Annotated in this window: 18 protein-coding genes; all 18 read left to right on the top strand. The window is 32.6% G+C overall.

Annotated features, from left to right (window positions below; all coding sequences use genetic code 11):
* Positions 1 to 46 precede the first annotated feature (46 nt).
* The 18 genes from TICRE_RS11080 (at position 47) to TICRE_RS11165 (ending at position 18,831) form a co-directional block, all read left to right on the top strand.
* Entirely contained in the window at positions 47 to 541 is a 495-nt protein-coding gene (locus tag TICRE_RS11080; RefSeq protein ID WP_075728070.1) for a PcfB family protein, read from the top strand.
* Positions 542 to 600: 59 nt separating this feature from the next.
* Positions 601 to 1,392, top strand: a complete 792-nt coding sequence (locus TICRE_RS11085; RefSeq protein ID WP_075728072.1) for a replication initiator protein A — start codon at positions 601 to 603, stop codon at positions 1,390 to 1,392.
* A gap of 14 nt (positions 1,393 to 1,406) precedes the next feature.
* Positions 1,407 to 2,255, top strand: a complete 849-nt coding sequence (locus tag TICRE_RS11090) for an ATP-binding protein (protein ID WP_075728074.1) — start codon at positions 1,407 to 1,409, stop codon at positions 2,253 to 2,255.
* Positions 2,256 to 2,265: 10 nt separating this feature from the next.
* A complete protein-coding gene (locus TICRE_RS11095) occupies positions 2,266 to 2,988 on the top strand; it encodes a phage antirepressor KilAC domain-containing protein (RefSeq protein WP_075728076.1) in 723 nt (240 codons plus the stop codon).
* A 20-nt stretch (positions 2,989 to 3,008) separates the two neighbouring features.
* Positions 3,009 to 3,545 (top strand): hypothetical protein, encoded by a 537-nt coding sequence (locus TICRE_RS11100; RefSeq protein ID WP_075728078.1) that lies wholly within the window; start codon positions 3,009 to 3,011, stop codon positions 3,543 to 3,545.
* A gap of 27 nt (positions 3,546 to 3,572) precedes the next feature.
* Positions 3,573 to 5,360 (top strand): VirD4-like conjugal transfer protein, CD1115 family, encoded by a 1,788-nt coding sequence (locus TICRE_RS11105; protein WP_075728080.1) that lies wholly within the window; start codon positions 3,573 to 3,575, stop codon positions 5,358 to 5,360.
* A 145-nt stretch (positions 5,361 to 5,505) separates the two neighbouring features.
* Positions 5,506 to 5,826, top strand: a complete 321-nt coding sequence (locus tag TICRE_RS11110; RefSeq protein ID WP_075728082.1) for a single-stranded DNA-binding protein — start codon at positions 5,506 to 5,508, stop codon at positions 5,824 to 5,826.
* A 1-nt stretch (position 5,827) separates the two neighbouring features.
* A complete protein-coding gene (locus TICRE_RS11115) occupies positions 5,828 to 6,043 on the top strand; it encodes a Maff2 family mobile element protein (RefSeq protein ID WP_018579567.1) in 216 nt (71 codons plus the stop codon).
* Positions 6,044 to 6,061: 18 nt separating this feature from the next.
* A complete protein-coding gene (locus TICRE_RS11120; protein ID WP_025642403.1) occupies positions 6,062 to 6,931 on the top strand; it encodes a VirB6/TrbL-like conjugal transfer protein, CD1112 family in 870 nt (289 codons plus the stop codon).
* A gap of 21 nt (positions 6,932 to 6,952) precedes the next feature.
* Positions 6,953 to 7,357 carry a hypothetical protein gene (locus tag TICRE_RS11125; RefSeq protein WP_075728084.1) on the top strand — a complete coding sequence of 135 codons (405 nt, stop codon included), beginning with the start codon at positions 6,953 to 6,955 and terminating at the stop codon, positions 7,355 to 7,357.
* Between the two features lie 31 nt (positions 7,358 to 7,388).
* Positions 7,389 to 7,817 (top strand): PrgI family protein, encoded by a 429-nt coding sequence (locus TICRE_RS11130; protein ID WP_075728086.1) that lies wholly within the window; start codon positions 7,389 to 7,391, stop codon positions 7,815 to 7,817.
* A complete protein-coding gene (locus TICRE_RS11135) occupies positions 7,720 to 10,170 on the top strand; it encodes a VirB4-like conjugal transfer ATPase, CD1110 family (RefSeq protein ID WP_075728088.1) in 2,451 nt (816 codons plus the stop codon). Before TICRE_RS11130 ends, TICRE_RS11135 begins: the two co-directional genes overlap by 98 nt.
* 1 nt (position 10,171) lies before the next feature.
* A complete protein-coding gene (locus tag TICRE_RS11140) occupies positions 10,172 to 12,610 on the top strand; it encodes a CD1108 family mobile element protein (protein WP_075728090.1) in 2,439 nt (812 codons plus the stop codon).
* A gap of 19 nt (positions 12,611 to 12,629) precedes the next feature.
* Positions 12,630 to 12,905 (top strand): hypothetical protein, encoded by a 276-nt coding sequence (locus TICRE_RS11145; protein ID WP_075728092.1) that lies wholly within the window; start codon positions 12,630 to 12,632, stop codon positions 12,903 to 12,905.
* Positions 12,889 to 13,770, top strand: a complete 882-nt coding sequence (locus tag TICRE_RS11150; protein ID WP_075728094.1) for a CD1107 family mobile element protein — start codon at positions 12,889 to 12,891, stop codon at positions 13,768 to 13,770. Before TICRE_RS11145 ends, TICRE_RS11150 begins: the two co-directional genes overlap by 17 nt.
* Positions 13,770 to 16,088, top strand: a complete 2,319-nt coding sequence (locus tag TICRE_RS11155; protein ID WP_075728096.1) for a VWA domain-containing protein — start codon at positions 13,770 to 13,772, stop codon at positions 16,086 to 16,088. Before TICRE_RS11150 ends, TICRE_RS11155 begins: the two co-directional genes overlap by 1 nt.
* Before the next feature lie 92 nt (positions 16,089 to 16,180).
* The gene (locus tag TICRE_RS11160) at positions 16,181 to 17,878 is read left to right on the top strand and encodes a DNA topoisomerase 3 (protein ID WP_075728098.1); all 1,698 of its coding nucleotides are present in this window, start codon (positions 16,181 to 16,183) and stop codon (positions 17,876 to 17,878) included.
* A complete protein-coding gene (locus TICRE_RS11165) occupies positions 17,875 to 18,831 on the top strand; it encodes a DNA cytosine methyltransferase (RefSeq protein WP_075728100.1) in 957 nt (318 codons plus the stop codon). Before TICRE_RS11160 ends, TICRE_RS11165 begins: the two co-directional genes overlap by 4 nt.
* Positions 18,832 to 18,862 lie beyond the last annotated feature (31 nt).

The raw sequence follows: 18,862 nt of genomic DNA on the forward strand, positions 1-18,862 counted from the left end.
AATCTGGGCCGCTTTTTTTATTTCCCCTAGAAAGGAGGTTGCCTAGATGGTAAATGATGATGTAAATAACAAGGCTATAAACATTGAAATTAAGGTTGCACAGTATTCTGCAAAAGCTATCTTAAAAGCAATGAAAAAGATTATGGAAGATGCTGCTGAAAAAAGCCAGCCACTTGCAGACTATCTTAGTGAAAAAAGAAAAACTAATTCAAGAAAGCTTAAGGATATGGTAAAGAAGGGCCAACTAGAAAATATTGATTTACAGAAAGGTGAAGTCAAGGAACTAAAGAGGCAGCTTAATAGGTATGGTGTCAATTTTTCTGTTATGAAGAATAAGGAGTCAGGACTATACTCTGTATTTTTCCAAGCCAAGGATACTAAGGCTATGGACTTAGCCTTTAAAAAAGCTATAGAAAGATCAGAAAAGAAAGAAAATAAAAGAGATTCTACAAAAGAAATACTAAATAAATTTAAGGAGAGGGTGAAAAATGTGGCAGTTAAAGACAAAGTTAAAGAAAAACGTCATGAACAAGAGAGATAAAAGGACCAGGCATTTAAGATAAATCTTAGGTGTCTTTTTTATTGTGAAGAGGTGATGCAATGGATTTTGATTATTTTTATGGAAGAGATTCTGAAAGTTTTAGATTTATCCGTTTACCTGTAGTTCTTATAGAAGATGAGATATATAAGGACTTATCAATAGAGGCCAAAGTGCTCTACTCCATGTATTTATCAAGAAGCACTTTATCTTATAAGAACAACTGGATAGATGAAAGTAGAAGAGTATATATATATTTTACCGTAGAAGAAACAGCTAGACAATTGGGGTGTGGGGTTAAAAAGGCAGTAAAACTTATAAAAGATCTTGAAGAGATCGGTCTTATAAAAAAGAAAAGAACAGGACAGGGTAACCCCACTAAAATCTATGTTAAAGATTTTATGAGTATTTTTAGAAATGAAAATCCTAGACCTGTCAAAAAGGAAAATCAAGACTTGTCAAAAGGACAATTCAAGAATGGTGATTTTGACAATTCAAGAATGGTGAAAAAGAAAAGTCTAGACTTATCAAAAAGACAACCTAACTATATAGAGAATAATAAGATTGATAAGAGTTATATTGATTTTAGTAAAGAAGACAGAAAAGGAACCTTCCTAAATGTAACTTTATCTGATGAAGAAGAAAGGCTATTAGAAGAAAAGATACCTAACTTAAATGATTATATAGAAAGATTATCAGCCTATATGCAAAGTACAGGAAAGATATATAAAGACCATGCTTCAACTATTATGAGCTGGTACTTAAAAGATAAAAAAGAAGGAAAGCTTAAGGGTGAAAAAGCTTATACAGGAGATCCTTCAGATTATGAAAGCGAGTGGAACTTAAATAATTAAGAGAGGTAGAGAAAATGGAAGATAAAATAAAAACTATAGAAATTGATGGAGTAGAGTTTCCTTTTAATCTAGATAAGGCATTTGAGAAAGATGGTCATGTTTACTGTAGAGAATGTGAAGAGAGGATAGACTCAGATCCACTTAATTACTTAGGAAATAAAAAGATACTATTTCGTAGGCAATGTAAATGCGATAGGGAAGAGGAAAGCTTAAGGAAGGTAAAAGAAGAAGCGGACCATATTAGAAGATTTAAAGAAGAGTGCTTTCTAACAAGTAGAAATCTTAATAGTTGCACTTTTGATAAGCTTATAGCTCCTGATAGACAGGAAGTAATTATAGCAAGGAATTTTGTTAAGAACTTTAAAGAGCTATCCAAGGAAAATAATGGACTTATATTTCATGGAAATGTAGGAACAGGAAAGACCTACCTAGCAGCTTGTATAGCAAACAAAATTATAGAGGACTACCAAATAAGAGTTAAGATGAGAAATATTCCACAGATAATAAATGATATTGAGAAGGGTGGATTTGATATTGACAAGAATGATTATTACAGAAAATTATCAAGCGTATCCCTTCTTATTCTCGATGATTTTGGGATTGAAAGAAATACAGAATATGTAAATGAAATGGTCTACCAGATAATAAATACTAGGTATGAATCAAAGAAACCAACTATTATCTCAACTAATATTCCCCTTGATGTGATTATGAATGGAAGTAATGACATTGATAAAGAGAGGATTTATTCAAGGATTAGAGAGATGTGTATTCCAGTTAAAATTGTAGGAAAAGACATTAGAACAGAACTAGGAAGAAAAAAATTAAGAAAAACTAGAGACCTACTTTTAGGAGATAGATGAGGTGAAATAAATGTATAAAATAAAGGTGTTTGAAAATAGAGAGTTTGGACAAATAAGGATAATGTTAATTGACGATGAGCCTTGGTTTGTTGGTAAAGATATAGCAGAAGCTCTAGGGTATAAAAGACCGAGTGATGCTATAGCAAGCCATGTTTATGAAGGGGATAAGCTGAAACGGTGTTTTACAGTATCAGGTCAGGGAAGAAATATGCTAGTAATAAATGAATCTGGAATGTATGCACTTATCTTTGGAAGTAAACTGGAAAGTGCCATAAGATTTAAGAACTGGGTAACAAGTGAGGTCCTTCCTTCAATTAGGAAATATGGAGGTTATTTTACTGGCCAAGAAGAGATGAATGATCAAGAACTTTTAGCAAGAGGATATCTTGTAGCCCTAAGACAAATAGAAGCAAGGACAGGAGAATTAGAAGGTCTTATACCTAAAGGAGAATTCTTTGATAAGTTTATAGATCTAGGTGACTGTATATGCCTTAGGGATACTGCAAAAGAATTAGGAGTTTCTCAAAATAGGTTTATAAATATACTTATAGACAGGGGTTATCTCTATAGGAATCAAAAAGGGAAATTAAGATTTTACTCAACTGCAGCTGATTACTTTAAATTAAAAGATTATATCAATAAATATAATGGTGAGCCTGGAGTTTATACAGTAGTAAGACCTGAAGGAAGAGCATATTTTTTCTCCCTACTTAAAGAAATGGGAGAAATTTAAAGGAATAGGAGATGGTTTTGATGTTAATGTTAAATGAAAAAAGTTCTATTGACTGTGATGAGCTTGAATTTGAGAAACATAGTGAAGAAATAGAAGAGCTAATGGAAAAGCTAATAAAACTAGAAGATTATAATTGTGTAGTCCTTCATAAGTATATAGATTTGGCTCATAAGGATAAAGAAATGAAGGTTATAGACTCAAATTTATGGGACATTTACGAGTTAGTTGAATATGCAGATTTTAAAAATGGTGTAGACATTCTTATTGATGATGAAGGATTCTTAAATCTATCAGTTCATGGTCAGACCTATAGAATGGATGGAAATGATTATTTTATCAATTCTATTTTTAAGATTATTCCACGAGATAAAGACTGGAACTTTCTTGATATATCTGATTTTTTACTGGAAGGAAATGAAGTGAAACTTTCAGAAAAGCAGTTAGATAGAAAAAAGAAATCAACCATTGAATTTCTGAATGAATATAAGGGAAAGTTAGATAAAATTAATCCTATAAAAAAGGAAAAAGAGAAAAGAGGTATGGGTGAGGAAAGATAAGAAACTCCAAGCTAAGGAGGTGGTACTTTGAGTGTAATAGAAAAAATAAAAAAAGATATAAAAGAATTATTTCAAGTGCAAGATAAGAAGATTTTTCTTAAGAAGAATATACCTTATCTTGCATTTTTCTATGTAGGAGATATTTTTTCCCACCATGTAAGTTCATATGTAGGAGGTGATGCAATAGACCGTATATTTCAAGCGGTCCTGGAAATAGAAATAATGAGCTATCTTCCTAGCTTTGATCCAAGAGATTTACTTATAGGATTTATTTTAGCAGCAATAGTGAAACTTATTCTTTATAGTAAGGGTAAAAACGCTAAAAAATTTAGAAAAGGTGAGGAATATGGTTCAGCAAGATGGGGAAATTCAAAGGATATTGCTCCATACATGGATGATGATTTTAGGAATAATCTTCTCCTTACTCAAACTGAAAGAATTACTATGAATAGTCGACCTAAAAATCCCAAGTATGCAAGGAATAAAAATGTTCTTGTAATTGGTGGTTCTGGTTCAGGGAAGACAAGATTCTTTGTAAAACCTAATCTTATGCAACTTCATTCAAGCTATGTAGTAACTGATCCTAAAGGAAGTTTGCTTCATGAGTGTGGCAAGATGTTAGAAATGAATGGATATGAGATAAAAACTCTAAATACAATTAACTTTAAAAAAAGCATGAAATATAATCCCTTTGCCTACCTTAGAAGTGAAAAAGATATTCTAAAATTGGTTCAGACTATTATAGCTAACACTAAAGGAGAGGGAGAAAAGGCAGGAGAAGATTTTTGGGTAAAGGCTGAAAGGCTTTATTATACAGCCCTTATAGGATACATCTTTTATGAAACACCAAAAGAGGAACAAAATTTTACTACTCTACTAGCAATGATAGATGCTAGTGAAGTTAGAGAGGAAGATGAAAACTTTAAAAACGCAGTAGATTATATGTTTGATGCCTTAGAAGAAAAGGATCCAGACCATTTTGCTCTTAAGCAATATCGCAAATATAAGTTGGCAGCTGGAAAAACTGCAAAATCTATTTTAATATCCTGTGGTGCAAGGTTAGCCCCTTTTGACATTAAAGAACTTAGGGATTTAATGAGTGAAGATGAAATGGAACTAGATACCCTAGGAGATAGAAAGACTGCCCTATTCGTTATAATTTCAGATACAGATGATACCTTTAACTTTGTTGTATCACTCATGTATTCCCAGATGTTTAACTTGCTCTGCGATAAGGCTGATGATGTATATGGGGGAAGGTTACCAATTCATGTTAGATGTCTTCTAGATGAGTTTGCAAATATAGGCTTGATTCCTAAATTTGAAAAACTTATAGCTACAATACGTTCAAGAGAAATAAGTGCCTGTATTGTATTACAGGCACAATCACAACTAAAGACAATTTACAAGGATAATGCAGATACCATAATAGGAAACTGTGATACAACCTTATTCTTAGGAGGAAAGGAGAATGGTACTTTAAAAGAGATTTCAGAAACATTAGGCAAGGAAACTATAGACCTATTTAACACATCAGAAACAAGGAGTAATCAGAAGTCCTTTGGGCTTAACTATCAGAAGACTGGTAAGGAGCTTATGACCAAGGATGAGCTTTTTGTAATGGATGGAAGCAAGTGCATTATGCAACTAAGAGGTGTAAGACCTTTCCTATCAGAAAAATTTGATATTACAAAACATAAAAATTATAAGTTCCTAGAAGATTATGATGATAGGAACTTCTTTGATGTTGAAGAATATATGAAAAGGCAGGGTAAGGCAAAGCTCAATAAGGAGTCAATAATAACAAGATTGTAGGTGAGAATATGGAAGTTAAGGTGAGAAGTCCTTCAATAAAAGAAGGCAATCAAGTTAATAAATTTAATTTATAGCGATTGGATAAGAAACAAGTCCAGTCGCTTTTTTTATTTCAAAAAAGAAAAGAGGAGGCTAGAATTAGAATATGGCAAATTTTAAAGAAAGAGATATGAAAAATGTAACAGCTAATCTAGTAGGAGAGGTAAAATCAGCTTCTTTTGACTGGGATGGTGAAACTATCAATGTAACAAATTTCTCCCTTGTAGAAAAGAAGAATGGGAAAAGGCACTATACAAACTGTGCAGCTTATGGTGAATGGTCAGAAGTAGCAAAGGAACTAAAGGCTGGAGATCTTGTCCATGTCTTTGGTTATATTAGGGAAAGAAGAAATAATGACAAGCTATATAAGAATTTTATAGTAAAACATATGAATAAAATTGAAAAAGAAAATAAGGAGGAAAAATAATATGGCATTTTTTACAGAAGGAATAGCAGTTTTAAAAACTTTAGTTACTGCAATTGGTGCAGGTTTAGGGGCATGGGGAGTAATTAACCTTATGGAGGGATATGGAAATGACAATCCTGGAGCAAAGTCACAAGGAATCAAGCAGCTAATGGCAGGCGGAGGTATTGTTCTTATTGGAATGAAACTTATACCTTTACTTGCAAATACACTTAATTAAGAAAGAGGTAGATAAAATATGTTTGGACTTTTCGACAAAATAACTGAGTTTTTCCAGGAGATTTTCATCGGAATTATCCAAGCAAACCTTGAAGCAATGTTCTTAGATATAAATGAAAATGTAAGTCTTGTAGCTACGGAAGTCGGGAAAACACCAAGTAGCTGGAATGCAGAAGTGTTCAGCTTTGTAAAGAATATTAACGATACTGTAGTTATCCCTATAGCGGGAATTATCATAACCGCCGTCTTGTGCATAGAACTCATAAACATGGTCATGGAGAAAAATAATATGCACTCTGATACAGATACATTTGATTTCTTTAAATACATTATCAAGATGTGGATAGCAGTATGGTTTGTAAGTAATGCTTTCACTTTCTCGATGGCAGTATTTGATGTATCACAGACACTAGTAACTAAGGCGGCGGGCGTGATAAATACAAATGCATCCCTTGATGCTATGGATGTGGCCGCAATGATAGATCATCTAAAAGATGAAAGCTTATGGAATCTGATACTGATAGCAATGGATACTTCACTGGTGAAGCTTTCAATCCAGGTTGTATCAATCATAATTACCGTAATAACTTATGGAAGAATGATTGAAATTTGCTTGTATAGCTCAGTATCAGCAATTCCATTTGCAACTATGGGAAATAAAGAATGGGGTCAGATTGGAACAAATTATATCAAAGGATTATTTGCACTTGGGCTTCAGGGATTGTTTCTTATGATATGCCTTGGAATATATGCGGTTCTTGTAAAGACGATTCATGTAACCACAGATATTCATGCTAGCATATTCGGAGTTCTTGGATATACGGTACTTCTTGGAATTATGATGTTAAAGAGTGGAACAATTGCAAAGAGCATAATGAATGCTCATTAAAAACATGGAGGAGGAATAGATTTGGAAATAAAAAAGGAAAAATTAATAATAGGCTTGGCACTTACAGGAGCAGGTCTTCTAGCTTCTGAAATTATAAATAGAAAGAAGTTGGGTGTGCTTACCAAAAGACTTAATAATACAGAAGACTTTTTAGATGACCTTGAAGAAAAAACATGGAGTTCAAATAGGTCTATGAAGGAAATTGCTAAGGCTCATAATAGCTTAATAAAAATGAGAATAGATGATTATGAAGGCTTTGATGAAAGATTTTACGAAATTGAAGATGAAATTGCTACTATCTATAGCCACCTTGCAGAACTTGATAGACTTAAGAAAAATAAAAAAGGTGTAGGTGAAAGTTCAAAAATATTAAATATCAACCCTGATGAATTGGAAGAAAGCATAGATGAGATTGAAGAAGAATAGAAAAGCTAATGGAATAGTGAGGTGATAGAGATTGGCTTATGTTCAGATACCTAAAGATTTAAGTAATGTTAAAACAAAAGTAGCTTTTAATCTTACTAAAAGGCAGCTCATAGGGTTTGGGGTGGCAGGTATTATTGGTATTCCAACATATCTAAAAACAAGAAATATTCTTGGTAATGACCTAGCTGTCTTTTTAATGATTATACTAACTATACCTATTTTCTTTGTGGTCTTTTATGAGAAGGATGGGCTTTCAAGTGAGAAATATCTTAAATATATATATCTTCATGAAAGACACCAACCTAAAGTTAGGGTTAGTAAGGAGAGATTTATAGAGATGAGGAAGGAGGAGCAAAACATAAATGGGAAAAAAACAGATTCAGCAAAGAAATTTAGAAAAAAGAAAAAGGCAGGAAGAAAAACTGCAAAGAAAGGAAAAAGAGCTAAAAAAAGTAGTTAAGGAAACAAAAAATCTTAAGTCTAACCAAAAGAAAAGCTCTTCATTCCTTGAACTCTTAAAGAAGGAAAAGAAAAGATATACCATAGAAGATACCATTCCCTATAAGAAGATGTATAGGAATGGTATATGTTATATCGGTGAGGGAAAGTACAATAAAGTTATAAAATATGAGGATATAAACTATCAGCTTGCACTTGAGGAAGATAGAGATCTTATCTTTAATCAATTTGCAGGCTTTTTAAATTCCTTTGATTCAACAACAGAGCTTCAACTAAGCTTTGTTAATCAGGTAGGAAGAATTAAGGAAATGGAAAATGCAATTACTATACCAGGTAAGGGGGATGGTTTTGATGAGATAAGAAAAGAATTTAGGGGAATGCTTAAGGACCAGCTTTCAAAGGGTAATAATGGTCTTAGAAAATCAAAGTATATCGTTGTTAATACAAAGTCAGAAAGCTATGACCAAGCCAAACCTGTTCTTGAGAGGATAGAGATAGATGTCCTATCAAATTTAAAAAGTATGGGGGTAAGGGCTGAAACCTTAGTAGGTCTTGAAAGACTTAAACTACTTCACGATATGCTAAATCCTGATAATAGCTTTGATTATGATGGACAAGGACTTGAAAATAGGGACACAAGAAAACTTATAATGCCTAGTACATTCAAGTTCATAAATCCTAAATATATGCAGATGGGGAATTACATTTGTGCCTTAAGTCATTTTCAGATCTTAGCAAGTGAGCTTTCAGATAGGTTTTTATCGGAAATTCTTTCTATTGAAGATAATATGTATGTAAGCCTTCATATTCATGCCATAGATCAGGTAGATGCTATTAAGATGGTAAAGAGAAAGAATACAGACCTTCAAAAGATGATGATAGAAGAACAAAAAAAGGCTGTAAGAGCTGGCTATGATATGGATATTATACCATCAGACCTTAATGTATATGGAAGTGATATAAAAAATCTTTTGACTGACCTTCAATCTAGGGATGAGAGAATGTTCCATGTAACCTTTACCATTATGAATTTAAGCAAAAGTAAGGAAAAGCTAGATAATACTATAGCCCAGATTTCTTCCATATGTAACCGTAATAACTGTGCCTTAAAAAGACTAGACCATCAGCAAGAGCAAGGTTATATGTCAGTTCTTCCTTTAGGAGTAAATGAGGTTGAAATAAAAAGACAATTAACATCTTCATCAACTGCTGTATTTATGCCTTTTACAACAGAAGAACTTTTTATGGGTTCAAATACAAGCTTATATTATGGGCTTAATTCTCTGTCTCATAATCTTATAATGGCAGATAGGAAGAAACTAAAAAATCCAAATGGACTTATTCTAGGAACACCAGGGTCTGGAAAATCCTTTGCAGCCAAAAGGGAAATGGCAAATGCGATTTTGGTTACAGATGATGATGTGATTATTACAGATCCAGAGGGTGAGTATGGAAGTCTTGTAAAACAATTTAAGGGTGAAGTTATTAAAATTTCAGCTAAGTCTAAAGACTATCTAAACCCTCTTGATATTAATATGAACTATGGAGATGGAGACGCACCATTAAAGGATAAGGCAAATTTTATAATGAGTATGCTTGAACTTGTAGTAGGTGGCAGTGGTCTAACTGCAGCTGAAAAGTCTGTAATAGATAGGTGTCTACCTAAGATATACAAGGATTATTTTGCAGACCCTAAACCTGAAAATATGCCTATACTAAGTGACCTTTATAATCTTCTCCAAGAACAAGAAGAAAGTGTAGGAAGAAAGCTGGCTACAGAAATGGAAATCTATGTTACTGGTTCTTTAAACGTATTTAATAACAGAAGTAATGTAGACCTTAATAAAAAGCTTATATGCTTTGATATAAAGGAACTGGGAAATCAACTGAAGAAAATAGGAATGTTAGTTATACAGGACCAGGTATGGAATAAAGTTTCCTCAAATAGGGGGGCTAATAGGGCAACAAGATACTATATTGACGAGTTTCACTTGCTTTTAAAAGATCAGCAAACTGCCCAATACTCAGTTGAAATATGGAAAAGATTTAGAAAGTGGGGTGGAGTTCCAACAGGTATAACACAAAACGTAAAAGACCTTTTAGGAAGTGCAGAAATTGAAAATATCTTTGATAATACAGACTTTGTCCTCATGCTTAACCAAGCTTCTGGAGATAGGGAAATCTTAGCCAAAAAACTTAAAATTTCTCCTTTTCAATTAAACTATGTTACAAATTCCAATGCAGGAGAGGGACTTTTATTCTTTGGGAATACTATTGTTCCCTTTGTTGACAAGTTCCCTAAAGATACAATCTTGTATCAGAAGATGACAACAAAACCTGAGGAAGTAGATTAAAATGAAAGATAAGAAGAAAATAAAAAGGAGAACATATCTAGATATAGGTAAACGTGAAAAAGCAAAGGATTACAAGGATAAAAGAACTAAGGATGGTGAAAGATTTCAAGAAAACATTGTAGAAAAGAAGTCTAAGTTAAATAATTTTGAGAGAGAAATTAAGTCCACTGATAAAAAAGGTGGACTTTCTTTATCTCAAAAACAAATAGAAAAACATAGGGCTAAGGAAGAAAGGACTGGTGATTCAAACAATTTAGAAAAGATTACTACTGAAAGTAGGCAAGTAAAGGAAGTCATAATAGAAGAAAAAAATCTTGATATAGGTGCAAGGGTAAAGACCAGTAACTATCTTGGTAAAAGGGTTCATGAGAAGGATAGATTTGATGAATCTATTATGAAAAAGAAAACAAAGTTAAAGCATGAAAAAACTAAGGTTACTAGCAAGAAGAGTGATGAATACAAGGATAGAAAGGGATATGATAAGGGTTCTTTAGATAATTTACAAGATAAATCAATAAATGTAGAAAAAGTAAAAAAACAGAAACAGATAAATAATTTAAAGCAAAAGATTGAAGATCCAAAACATGAAGATTTAGATAAGGAAATAGAAAGCAATACCCTATTTAAAGATGATGCCAACAATCTCATTATTCCTAATAAGGAAGACGATGAGGTAAGGGTAGAAGATTTTGAGGAAAGAGCCAGTGGCGTAGATAGTTTCAAAAATAATAGTAAGAAGAAAGATTATTATAAGAGGAAGCTTGTATATGATCATCAGAAAAAAATAAACAAAAAAGATGGTAAATTAACTACAGATGATGTTAAAGACCTTAAAGCTGGCATGGCTAATAAGACAGGTGAAAAAGTTCCAAGTCAAACTATAGCCCTTGAAGGGAAGGTAGAAAAACAATATAGAAAAAGCGAAAGCAAACTAATTCAAAAAAGGAAAAAGGCAAGTAAACTTTATCACAAGCCTAAATATGATAAGACAGGAAAATTTGCAGGAGGAATTTCAGGGGCAAGCTATCTGGCCGCTGAATATATTAGGGCTGGAAGTGATGAAAATGTAGCCATTGATGCAAGTGAAAAAGGTTTATACCTAAATGCAAGTATGACAAGACATGCCCAAAACAAGCTTCAAAGGCAAAGAAGAAGTCCCATAAAGCTTGAAAGAAAATTAAATTTAAAGCATCAGAAAAATTTGGCAAGAGCTGAATATAAGACTGAAATCAAGGGTTTGAAAAATGAAAAAGATTTTCAAAAAAAGACTACCTATAAGAAATTGATTAAAAGAAGGCAGATGAAAAAGAAAATCTATGAAGAGCATAATATTGCAATTGGTTTCAAAGACAGGCTAAAAAAAGGAATGGAAAATATTTTAAAAGGAAGTTCCCAACTAATAAGAAGAAATATAAGAAAGATCCTTATTCTTCTTGCTATAGCCATTATAGGTTTTATGACCCTGAGCCAAGTTGCAACATTCTTTCTAGCTGGAATATCATCAGTAACTAGCCAAGTTATGAGTACCACCTACTTGTCAGGGGAAGATACTCTTGCAGATATAAATAGTGAGTTTACCAAGCTAGAGTATGAACTAGGAGATGAACTTGCCAATATAGAAAGTTATTATCCAGGCTATGACGAGTACCATGTAGGAGGAAATACTGATATAGGTCATGACATTCATGAACTTTTAAGCTTTATAACTGCCAAATATGGACAAGTAACCGATGTATCAAGCCTTAGTGGAGAATTAAAAAAACTATTTAATAAGATGTATAAGGTTGATTATGAAACCATAGTTGAAACCAGATATAGGCAGGTATGCTATGGAAGTGGTGAAGATAGATACTGTGTAATGGAGCCTTATGACTGGTATGTTTTGAAGGTTACAGTCACGAAAAAAGAAATGGATACTGTTGCAAGAGAGGAATTTGATGGATACGAGGAAAACCTTGCTCACTATGAAGCCCTTCTTGAAACAGGTGGTAACATGGAGGAGTATTTTGGTGGAAGTGGTATAACTCCTGTTATTCCAGATAGCACCATAATAGGGGAATTAGTAAACAACCCTAATCTTTCAGATAAGGAAAAAGCTCTTGTATTAGCAGCATATAGAACACCTACAGCTGGTGGTGGTTACTGTGCTGCATGGGTAAGCAATGTTTATGTAAATGCAGGTTATCCAAGACCTGGAGGCAACGCAAATGATCAGTATTATTGGTACTGTAATAGCAATGACCTTTCAGAACTTAGACCTGGAATGATGGTAGCAGTACCTACTCATAATCATACTCAGGCTGGGAAGAAATATGGTCATGTTGGTATTTATGTTGGCAATGGAGTCATAAGAGAAAATATTGGTATTGTAAAGGATACCAAGCTTTCAGATTGGATTGCCTACTATGGAAGTAGTGCAAAATGGGGATTTCCCTATTAAAAGAAGGAGGTTTTAATGAATGGATAAAAAAATGGAAAATAGATATAAGAAAATAAAAAGAGACCAGAAAAAGCTAAAAGATCAAATTAAAAAAAGCGAAGATGAATTGGAACTTTTAAGGTTGGAAGAAGAGGAAATAGCAGGTCAAGAGATTATGGCTATATGTTATGAGCAAGAAATTAATCTTTTGGAAGCAGTGAAGATTTTTACTGAAACAGAAAAAACAAGAAAAAATGAAAATAAAATATGTAAAGAATTTGAAAAGGAGAATCTGACCTATGGAAAAGAACAATAACATGAGAAAAGTTATAATGATATTACTAGCACTGGTTATAGTAAGTGCAATTGGAACAAGCTATGCATCTAAAGTCTTTGCATCTGACTCTAGTCGAGAACTTGAAAGAGAATTTGTAATAGATGTTAATAGTCCTGAAAATGCTAAAAATAAGGAAGATAACATTACTGTTGATGTTAATAAGCCTTCACTAAATCCAGCAGAAACAGGCAATGGTTTTCTAATAGATGTAAATAAGCCAAAGGAAGAATCAACTATACCAAAGGAAAATCCCTATGAGCCTACAGATCCTAGCCAGGCAAGGGGAACTATTACAGAGTCTGTTGGGGCTGATAATAGGGAATATCCAAGAAAAAGTGAGATTACAGATGCTATAGATGGACCTAATGGTGGTCAAATGAAGGAAAGACCAAAGGCTGATGCAAGAGAATTTCTTACTTTTCAAACAAAGAGTGGCAAGGTATTTCATCTTATTATTAACCATGACGAGCCTGATTCTAATGTTCAACTCTTAACTGAGGTATCAGAACAAGACCTACTAAATATGATTGAGCAAGATGAGGAAAGAAATGGAACGAATAAGATTAAGGAAGAACCTAAAAAAGAAGTATTGAAAAAAGAAGAAGCTGAACCAGAAGAACCCAAGAAAGAAGATTCTAAGGGTTCTTTTTTAATGGTCCTATTTATAGTAGCTGCAGTAGTAGGAGCTGGATATTACTTTAAGGTTGTTAAGTCTAATGATGATGGATTTGGAGATTTTGAAGATGATGAAATTCCAAATGATGATTTTTTTAGACCTAGTGATAAAGAAGACAATGAGGAAGAGGATAATGAAACTGAATACACAAAGGAGGATTTGATGTAATGGGTAAAAAAACAGGATTATTTAAAAAAATGTTAGCAGGGATACTTAGTCTTACTGTAATGTGTGGACTAGTAACCCCTGTACTTGCAAGTGATAAAAATGATAGATTTTCTTATGAAGTTGACATGGTTATTGTAGTTGATATTTCAGGATCAATGAATGGAACTAAAATGACAAAGGCTAAGAAGTCAGCTAAGGATATGGCTGAGGCCATATGGAAAGAGCAAGAGGCTCATAATATAAACACCAATATAGCACTTATTAGCTTTGCATCTGATGTGATCCATTATAAAAATGATGGAACAGTTTTTTTGCAGAAAAAAGATAAGAGTAAGCTATTTAATGTTATTGATGGGCTTGTTGCAAAGGATATGACCTTTACACAAGGGGGAATTCATGAAGCAAGGATGATATTTAAAAAATCAACTGGAGATAAGAAAATTATAGTTCTTCTTTCAGATGGAGAAGCAAATCGTATTTATGAACCGAAAATTAACCTTGATGATTATATGAATAACAATAAAAAGGTTCTTGAAGGAAGTTTTTATTATGATAAGGCAGGACAAGACACAACCACTAGCAAGGGTAAGTTTTGTGCCTTAGCAGAAGCTAATCTTGCAAAAAGTGACAATATAGATGTCCTTGATATTTATACAGTAGCTGTTGACTGTAATGAACAAGCAAAAGAATTTTTAAAGGAAGTAGCAAGTGGAGATGATAAGTTTAAAGATTCAGATACAGACGACCTAGAAGATGTTTTTCAAGACTTAACTGATGAAATAAAAGATAAGATAGAAAAAGAAAAATTAGAAAAAGAGCTTGAAGACCTTAATAATAGGATTGATGAATTAGATAAGGAAAAAGCAGAGCTTGAGAAAGAGTTTGCCAAGGAGAAAGAGCAAGCAGCCAAAGATAAGGAAGAACTTAACAAGGAAATAAATGACTTGAAGGATAAAACTGATGAACTTGAAAAAGCCAAGGATAGGTTAGAACAAGAATTAGCTGATGAGAAGGAAAAATCAGAAGAAGATAAGAAGGCTCTTGAAAAAGAGATAGATGCTCTAAAGAAAAAAACTGATGATCTAAATGAAGCTAAAGAAAATCTAGAAAAAGAGCTAGAAGATACAATAGATAAGATGGAAGAGGATAAAAAAGAACTTGAAAAGGATATTGCAGATTTAGATAAGAATCTTGAAGATTTAAGAAAGGAAAAGGCCTTAGTAGAAGAAGAACTTAATAATAAAATCAAAGATCTTGAAGATAGGCTTAATCAGGAAAAGGCTGAGTATGAGAAAGATAAAAAAGAGCTTGATAATAAGATTTCTGACCTTAACGACAAGCTAGACAAATTAGACAATGAAAAAACAGAAATTGAAGGACAACTTGAAAAAGAAAGAGAAGAATCTAAGGCAGAAAGAGATGAGTTAAGAGAAAGTATTGACAATTTAGATAAGAAAATTGAAGAAATGAATAAAGAAAAGGCAGAACTTGAAAAAGAACTGGCTGATGAAAAAAATAAGACCAAGGAGGAAAGAGAAAAACTTAAGGGTGAGATTGACGAGTTAAATAAGGATTTAGATTTAATAAATAAGGAAAAAGAAAGGCTAGAGGATAAACTAAATCAGGCTATAGAAGTCTTTGATAAAAAGGTAGAAAAACTAGAAGATAAAATTGAACAATTATCTAAAGATAAGGACTTACTTGAAGCAGATTTAAGAAAAGAACTAGATAAGATGAATAAAGAAATAGAAGCCTTGAAAAAGGCAAAAGAAGAGATGGAAAAAGAGCTAGAAAACCAAAAAAATCAGTCAAGTAAGGACAAGGAAAAACTAAATAATGAGATAAATAAGCTTGACGATAAAATCTCAAACCTTAGTAAAGAGAAGGAAAAGCTTGAAAAGGACAATGAGAAATACAAGGGGAAATTTGAAAATCTTGAGGATGATGTAAGGGATTTGAGAGAAAGCATTGAAAAAGAAAAGGATAAAAACAATTTAAAGGATATGAACCTTCCAGAGGGTGTCAAGGTTAATCAATGGTATCCTGAAAAACTAGTAAGCTTACCTGATAAAAAGACCTATGATGATGGTGAAAGCATAGATATGACTGGAATGAAAATGAGATTTGCTCGTGTAATAAAAAGTAATGGAAAATATATAAGGGAAACAGAAGATCTTGACTATAAAGATTTTAAGAGTAATTATAGGGGATGGGAGTTTAATTTAAAGACTAAAACTGCAAAATATGAGGAAACCACAAATGGAAAGATGAAAATAGTATTTACATTTTCCCTTAAAGATCCAAATAAATCCTGGTAAAAATAAGTAAATAGAGAAATAGTAGCGGCTTAGATAAGTAATTATATCTAGGCTGCTATTTTTTTGTCCAAAAATGAAATGGAGGAGATAATTTGAAATTAGTAATAGCAGAAAAACCAAGTGTAGCAATTAGTATAGCCAAGGTAATAGGTGCAAATTCAAGAAAAGATGGATATATTGAGGGAAATAATTATATTGTAAGTTGGTGTGTAGGGCATCTAATTAGGATGAGCAATCCTGAAAGTTACGATGAAAAATATAGAAAATGGGATATAGTTGATCTTCCAATTTTTCCTGATAATTATAAATATGAAATTTCAAAATATACTAAGAAACAATATTGTATTTTAAAGAAATTGCTAACAGATAAAAAAGTTACCCAGGTTATAAATGCTTGTGATGCAGCAAGGGAAGGGGAACTTATATTTAGACTGGTTTATAATCAGGCAGGATGTAAAAAACCTATCAAAAGACTTTGGATCTCATCAATGGAAGATAAGGCAATAAAAGAAGGTTTTAATAGTCTTAAAGATGGGAGAGAATATGAAAATTTATTTAGATCTGCACTAGCAAGGGGACAGGCTGATTGGTTAGTGGGAATGAATCTTTCTAGATATTATTCTTGCCTTCATAATAATAACTATTCAGTAGGTAGGGTGCAAACACCAACACTTGCAATGGTTGTAGATAGGGATAAGTCCATAAGAAATTTTGTAAAAAAGAAGTATTTTACAGTTCAGATAAAAGCACAAGATATTGATTTAGAGACATCAAGAATCGACGAAAAGGAAAAAGTAGAAAGGTTACTTTTATCTATACCTGAACTTGTTGAAGTAAAGGAAATAGAGAAGAAAAGAAAAATTACTAGACCTGATAGACTTTTTGATTTAACAACACTTCAAAGAGAGTGTAATAAGTATTTTGGCTATAGTGCAAAGCAGACCTTAGACTATGCACAAAGTTTATATGAAAAGAAACTTATAACTTATCCAAGGACAGACAGTAGGTTTCTTACCGACGATATGATTGATATTGTTAAAACTTATGTAGATTCCTTTGGGAATGACTTTGATGAAGAGAATTTTAAAAGTATTTTTAACTCTAAGAAGGTAGAAGATCATCATGCCATAATTCCAACAAGTGGTTCTCTTGACTTTGATACTAGAAGTTTACAAGGTTCAGAAGAAAAGATATTTGAGCTTATAAAGGCAAAGCTTCTAGCAGCAAGATCAGGAAATCTAATTACTGAAAACACTAAGGTTATATGTGATGTAGAGGGCTATGAATTTACAAGTAGAGGAACAGTAGTAATAGATGAAGGATTTACTAAATACCTTACTTCATATACTAGAAAAAAAGAAGATAAGGTTCTTCCAAGGCTAAATAAAGGTGATAGGCTTAAGGTTGAGGATAAGAAAATAAATGAAAAATATACAAATCCACCTAAAGCCTATACAGAGGATACCTTGCTTAAGGATATGGAGCTTGCAGGTAAAGATGCAAAACAAGATTTAGATATAGAAACTAAAGGCTTAGGTACACCAGCAACTAGGGCTGGAACAATTGAAAACCTTATACAAAAAGAACTTATAAAAAGAGATGAGAGGAAACTTATTTCAACATATAAAGGAGAGCAGTTATTATCTCTTGTGGCAGACTTTCTTAGAAATCCAAATACAACAGTAGATTGGGAAGTAAAACTGTATGAAATTGCAGAGGGAAAAGCTAATTTAAAGGATTTTATAGGAGATGTAGAAAAAAGAATAAGGGAAGTTATTTCACAAGTATGAATATTGTAGAGCTTTTTGGTGGTATAGGTGCAATAAGGAAGGCTTATATCAATAGTAAAATTCCCTTTGAGATTGTAGATTATGTTGAAATAGATAAGAATTGTGTAAAAAGCTATAATGCACTCTTTAATGAAAATTATGAGCCACGAAGTGTATGTAATTATAGTCTTCCAGATACAAAAGTTGATTTAGTAATTCATGGTAGTCCCTGTCAAGATTTTTCTAGGATAGGTGAAAAACTTGGAGGAAGGAAAGGAAGTGGAACAAGGAGCAGTCTTCTTTTTGAAACTATAAGGATAATAGAAGAAAAACAGGATAAACCCAGATGGATAATATGGGAAAATGTTAAGGGAGTTCTCGATAAAAATATGAGAGCTTCCTTTTTTTATTACCTTAAAGAAATGGAAAGACTAGGTTATGAAACCAAGTATGAAATCCTTAATTCAATAAACTTTGGAATAGCACAAAAGAGGGAAAGGATTTTTGCCATTAGTTATTTAGGTGAAAATCCTTTTGAGTTTAGCAATCTAAAACATCAAGAAGCCAAGCATTTATCAGACTTTCTTGAAGAAAATGTAATGGAGAGGTATGGAGATATATTTTTAGTTAAGCAACCTTCAATGCTTAGAATACTCTATGATCCATCCTATAAGCCACAATTTCAAGGAAGGCTTCAAGTAATAGAAGACTTTTGTTATACCATATCCACCAAACAAGTAAGAGTTCCTAATTCAGGAATACTTACCATAGGCAATAATAGCTATAGGTATCTTACTGAAAGAGAATGCTTTAGGTTAATGGGATTTGATGATAGTGATTTTGATAAGCTTATAGAAATATTTCCAAGAAGAAAGGATTGTATGTCTAGTATTCTCTATAAACAAGCTGGTAATAGCATAGTGGTTAATGTTTTAGAAGAAATAATACAGGAAATTCATAATTGTAGCTTATAGCTTATATTTTATTATGGAAGAAGGAGGAAAA

Origin of the sequence: Tissierella creatinophila DSM 6911 (assembly GCF_001940565.1) — a bacterium.
In the GTDB taxonomy this organism is placed as follows: Bacteria; Bacillota; Clostridia; order Tissierellales; family Tissierellaceae; genus Tissierella_A; species Tissierella_A creatinophila.